Raw genomic sequence first — 5,559 nt, 5'->3', positions numbered from 1 at the left:
CTAGAGATTTGGGCGTTATCGATGGGTTTTATAACCCCAATTTAAATACGCCATTAATTCCAGTATCTGATGGTGTAGGTGAAATTGTATCCCTCGGAGAAAACTCAAACAAATTTAAAATTGGGGATAGAGTAAGTGGGATTTTCACTCAAAGCTGGATTACGGGTGAGCCGACACAACAAAACTGGGTAAGTACACTAGGCAGTCCGTTGAATGGACTGCTCGCTGAATTTGTTGTGCTGCCAGAAGAAGGGTTAGTTCATGTACCTGATCGATTGACGGATATAGAAGCGGCAACCCTGCCTTGTGCAGGCGTGACAGCATGGCATGCACTCATTGAGGAAGGCAAGATTAAAGCGGGTGATACCGTTGTCGTACAGGGGACAGGTGGCGTCTCCTTGTTCGCACTTCAATTCGCAAAACTGTATGGAGCAACTGTTATTGTAACATCAAGCAGTGAAGAGAAGCTTAATAGAGCGAAGGAAATTGGGGCGGATATTGGCATTAACTATAAGCAAACACCCGAATGGGATAAGGCTGTACTTTCACTGACGGAGGGACGTGGAGCAGACCATATCGTTGATCTTGGCGGATCAGCTACGTTAAATAGATCGATCTCAGCACTCCGTGTAGGTGGACATATCAGCATGATCGGCGGTCTATCGGGGTTTCGTGTAGAAGGATTTGACATTATCCCTGCAATAGTTAGAAAAGCGCGTCTGCAAGCGATCAACGTAGGCAGCCGGGACATGTTTGAAGCGATGAATTTTGCTATTGAACATAGCGAGCTACATCCCATAGTTGATTCAGTGTATCCATTTGAACTTGCTGTAGATGCGCGTCAGTACTTGACGAAGGGGTCATATTTTGGGAAAGTTGTTATTTCATTTAAACATTAATGCCATTATTTTTAAGTAAACATGATTCTTTTTCTACAATCTCATAACTAATATTTCCCCGTTCGATGAGGAGAAAAACACAAAAAGCCCATTCAATGGGCTTTTTGTGTTCATGCTATTTAAGAAAATATTCACTGTCTGAATAGATGGAAGGCATTAAGCATTCTGATTAGTAGCCACAGCCGCCGCCAAAGATGCCGCAACTACAAGCTATAATGACCAACAAAATGAACAGAACCAGGATAATACCAACACTGTGATTAGCACCACCAACAAATCCACCCATCAAACATTCACCTCCAATGTTTAAAGTACACTGTAGTTTATGTGCGTATGGTACGGTATGATTGGACGTTTGTTCTGTAAGGATATTAGCCCAATAAGCTGTTTGTAAGAAAAAGAGAAAGCCCATGGCATGGACTTTCTCTTTTTTACTATGAGATGTTATAGGTTAAATGAGCATACATTGTGGCAGGTGCTGTTATGGTTTTATTCATTCGACGTAAGACAGAACAGGGTTTGTTATCTAGACAGTTTTTGTTCTAAGCGCGGTCACGGCAGTGAGTAGCGATAATAACCAACAAAATGAACAGAACTAGAATAAAACCGATATTTCCCATCAAACATTCACCCCCTGTGTTTTGACTACACTATAAATTATGTATTGCTAGAGCGAAGTGATTGGATGGTTGTACTGGTATGATAATAGCCTTATAGAATACAAACATAGCAGCTCATATTATTTTCGGTGTTTTAGATAAAAAATCGTTTAAGCGAGCAAAGACATCGACATCACAAAGTCTTATATTAATAGTGAAAACATTTACAGAGGAGTGATTTCGATGGAAAATACAAAAGTCATGTTCGTGAGCCCCTTACAAGTTGAGACGGTTAAAGAGAATTACACTCTAAAAAAATTGAATGAAAATGAAATATTTGTGCAATTGATATATTCCCTCATTAGCCCAGGAACTGAACTAGCAATGTTAACGGGTAAAGAGGAATGGGCTAAGCTTCCGCTATGTCCGGGATATGCAAGCGTAAGCAAAGTAATGGAGACAGGTGAGGGCGTTAAAGATTTGCAGCCAGGCGATATCGTGTTTCATTATGGACAGCATAGCAAATATCAAGTTGTTAACACGAATGAGCTATGTATTCAAGTTCCTGAAAATCTGGATTTAAAATGGGTGCCATTTACCCGTATGGCTACGGTCGCCTTCACATCGGTACGTGTTTCTGAAATTGAAATTGGTGACTTTGTAAGTGTGACTGGGCTTGGATTAGTCGGTAATTTGGCTGCTCAGCTAGCTCGGCTTCAGGGAGCTACGGTTATTGGGGTCGATTTATCAAAAGAAAGAATTCGGACTGCCGAGGCATGCAGCGTGGATTACACGATTGATGGTGGAGTAGAAGATACAAAGCAACAGATATCAATGTTAACCAAGGGTGCTGGTGTATCCACACATATTGAGGCAACTGGCGTACCTGCTGTCGGAGTTGACAGTCTGAAGTGGATTGCTAAGCTTGGCGAAATCATTTTCTTGGGAAGTCCTCGCGGAGAGTACAACACAGATGTTACTGATATATTAAACTATTGTCATCTTTATGGCCGAGGCTGTATTACGTTTAAGGGCGCGCATGAGTGGCGTTATCCGGTTGAACCTAATGAATTTGTTAAACACTCATTAGTTAGAAATTCAGAAATTGTATTTGAGCTTATGAAACAAAATAGGCTGCAGATCGAACCATTAATTAGTCATGTGATTAAGCCGGAGCAAGCACAAGAAGCGTACGAGGGACTAAGAGTCAATAAAGATCAGTATAATGGTGTATTGTTTGACTGGTCTTAATCGGATAACAGCTGAATGATCTATTCTAGCGGATTAACAGATTTAATTATGAGTATTTTTGATATGCATCATTTATAATGGGAGGAGGATGGATAGAAGCGTTTCGATAGCAGGGGTGAAAGAAATGGATGAGTCTTGGATGAACAGCATATCGCCTTTCGTAAGGGCGGTGAGAATGATGACGACTTCATCCTTAGCCGGTGAATGGATGGATCATGATCATGTGTTTACCTATATCGAACAAGGTGAAGCTGAGTTTTTCTTGAGTGGTGTTAAATATGTTGCTCAAGAAGGCGATGTGTTGTTGATGCATCCTTTTATGCCTCACATTATTCGATCGATCTCTGATCAACCATTAATTCAATATATTTTTCATTTTGATCTATATTATGATGAGGAAAGAAGTTTATTGGATTTCACAACAGCTTCCAAAATTCATAATACTTATACTGCAGATAAGGAAATGCAGTTAACATCCATTATTCCCATTTCACACATACAGTTGGCAGACAGAATAGAGCTGAAAAAGAAGTTTTTGCAGCTTCACAAACATTTTCAGGAGAAAAGAGCTGGACATTTTATATTAACTAAATCAATCTGCTTGGAGCTGTTATATTTATTTTTTAAAAATCAAACGGATCGCAATGAAGGGAAATTGACTAAAGGCTGGGCATTCATTGAAAGAGCAATCCATTACATCCATGACAGCTATCAAGATCCTGATTTAAATAATGTTTCTATTAGTAAATATGTYGGGGTGTCTACGAATCATTTATCTCATTTGTTTAAGCAGCAGCTTGGGATATCCATTCATAAATATGTAACGCATATTAGAATTGAGCATGCAAAATTACTGATCATGGAAGGGAAGTATACCGTGACAGAAATTTCTGAAAATGTTGGTTACTCCAGCATCTATTTATTTAGTCGTTCATTTAAAGCCGCTGTAGGCATAACGCCCAGTGGCTTTGCGGGTGCACAAACTAAAGTCATACAATTGTGAGAAATGCCGCCAGTGATCTGGCGGCATTTCTGTTTTGTGTGGTATTCCATTGTTATGGGGAGCCAATTCGTTGTTATTTTTTAATTTTAAGTCCTAAAGCTTGCATAAGTTTATGAAATACATCTGTATTTTCGTAGATTCCTGTAAACAGCTCAGCATTTGGACCCATAGCTGTAATCGGAATATCTACGGCAGTATGACCTGATGTTGTCCAATCCACAACAAAATTAAATTTGCTGTTAGCGACGGCGAAAGGACCATCTTCTTTGGAAATTCCGTCGCCGGACTCATCATCGGCATTCACTTCTTCGATGGAGAAACCGCCAGTTTCATGATCGGCTAATACGAGGACAAGTGTATTCGGGTTTTTCTTGGCAAAATCTTTGGCGACTTGAACGGATTTATCCAATTCTTGACCGGCTTTGATCGTCATTTTGGCATTGTTTTGGTGAGCAAACTCATCCGTTCCTTCTTCCTCAACCATTAGGAAAAAGCCTTTATTATTTGTAGCGAGCGTATCTATCGCTTTTTTTGTCATCTCTGCTAGAGATACAACGGGGTTATAAATATCGCCTTCGCCTTCAGGTTTTTGTTGGAACATTTCTTCATTAGCGAACAGACCAAGCAGCTTGCCTTTTTTCACTTTTTGCATTTCTGTTTTGCTTGAAACGTAACTGTACCCTAATTGTTTTGCTTTATTTACGAGATTTCCTTGTGTTCCTTTGCTTTTTTCAGAAGGATCTTCGATCGGCTCATCTGGGAATTTACCAGGCTCTCCAGCTGGATACCAGAAATCTTCGCCTCCACCGAGAATGACGTCAACTTTGCTTTGTGTCAATAGCTGCAAAGCGATCTCACTTTGTTTAGAGCGATCATCAACATGTGCGCCGAAAGCAGCTCCCGTAGCGTCTGTTACTTGACTTGTAGTTACAATTCCAGTTGATTTTCCAGATTCCTTGGCGTATTCCATGATCGTTTTTACTTTTACTTTATTGGCATCCATTCCAATTGCACCATTGTACGTTTTCACACCGCTGGCATATGCCGTAGCTGATGCAGCTGAATCGGTTACAGGAACAGTAGAGCTCGTGTGCAGCAAACCTACGTAAGGCATTGAATCCATAGCGAGGTTGCCTTTTAAACCGACGGTAGCAAGGCGGATAGCATCACGTTGAGCCGTTCCCATCCCATCGCCAATAAACAAAATGACATTTTTCGTTTTTGTAGTAGCTGCTTCAACTTGATTAGGCGATTGTGTACTGATAATGCTCGTAATCAGAAGGGCAGTAGCTGCTGTACCTACAATCGCGGCCTTAATTCCGTTCTTTTTAACAAGTTTCATAAATTCCCTCCTAAAGTAAGTTTACTATTTTATAGTAGAGTAATTACATTAAGAGAGTGTTTTCTTCATTTCTTGTTATTGTAAAAGATGGTTTCTCAACCTCCGTACATTCAGATAACATTACCTTTAATCATGGTCCATTCTACTTGGAAATGTTCATTCATCAAAACAAGATCGGCATCTAATCCTGTTTTGATTGTACCTGTCCTATGATCCATACCTAATATTCGTGCAGGAGTCGTTGAGGCCATTTGAATAGCGTCGAGCATGGAAATACCGGTTTCGGTCGTGAAGCGGAGTGCTTCATTCATTGTAACTACACTAGAGGCTAATGTTCCATCCGCTAGCTGTGCAACGCCATTGGTTACTGTTACTTGATGGCCGCCAAAGAGATAGCTGCCATCTCCTAAACCCATAGCTTGTAATGCATCTGTGATCAGTACCATGTTTTCGGGTCCTTTTATG

5 protein-coding genes are annotated in these 5,559 nt (G+C 40.4%); 3 read left to right on the top strand and 2 right to left on the bottom strand.

The features are described 5' to 3' along the window. The 3 genes from AC1DSE_RS29190 to AC1DSE_RS29180 form a co-directional block, all read left to right on the top strand. Positions 1-899: zinc-dependent alcohol dehydrogenase family protein (locus AC1DSE_RS29190; protein WP_477528622.1), on the top strand; the 899-nt coding region annotated here is incomplete at its 5' end. 842 nt (positions 900-1,741) lie between these two features. Then, a complete protein-coding gene (locus AC1DSE_RS29185) occupies positions 1,742-2,749 on the top strand; it encodes a zinc-dependent alcohol dehydrogenase (RefSeq protein ID WP_477511893.1) in 1,008 nt (335 codons plus the stop codon). A gap of 88 nt (positions 2,750-2,837) precedes the next feature. Beyond that, positions 2,838-3,752, top strand: a complete 915-nt coding sequence (locus tag AC1DSE_RS29180) for a helix-turn-helix transcriptional regulator (protein WP_477511892.1) — start codon at positions 2,838-2,840, stop codon at positions 3,750-3,752. 73 nt (positions 3,753-3,825) lie between these two features. On the opposite strand, the gene AC1DSE_RS29175 is transcribed toward AC1DSE_RS29180, so the two are convergent. Both AC1DSE_RS29175 and AC1DSE_RS29170 read right to left on the bottom strand, forming a co-directional pair. Continuing rightward, positions 3,826-5,094: an alkaline phosphatase gene (locus AC1DSE_RS29175; RefSeq protein ID WP_441875519.1), complete on the bottom strand. Its 1,269-nt coding sequence runs from the start codon at positions 5,092-5,094 to the stop codon at positions 3,826-3,828. A gap of 110 nt (positions 5,095-5,204) precedes the next feature. Next, positions 5,205-5,559 (bottom strand): amidohydrolase family protein (locus AC1DSE_RS29170; protein ID WP_477528621.1); only part of this gene is annotated, 355 nt, incomplete at its 5' end.

It is taken from the genome of Paenibacillus sp. 01L418 (genome assembly GCF_056400045.1).
The sequence above is the reverse complement of the archived record's forward strand: the minus strand, read 5'-3'. Positions and strand labels throughout refer to the sequence as shown.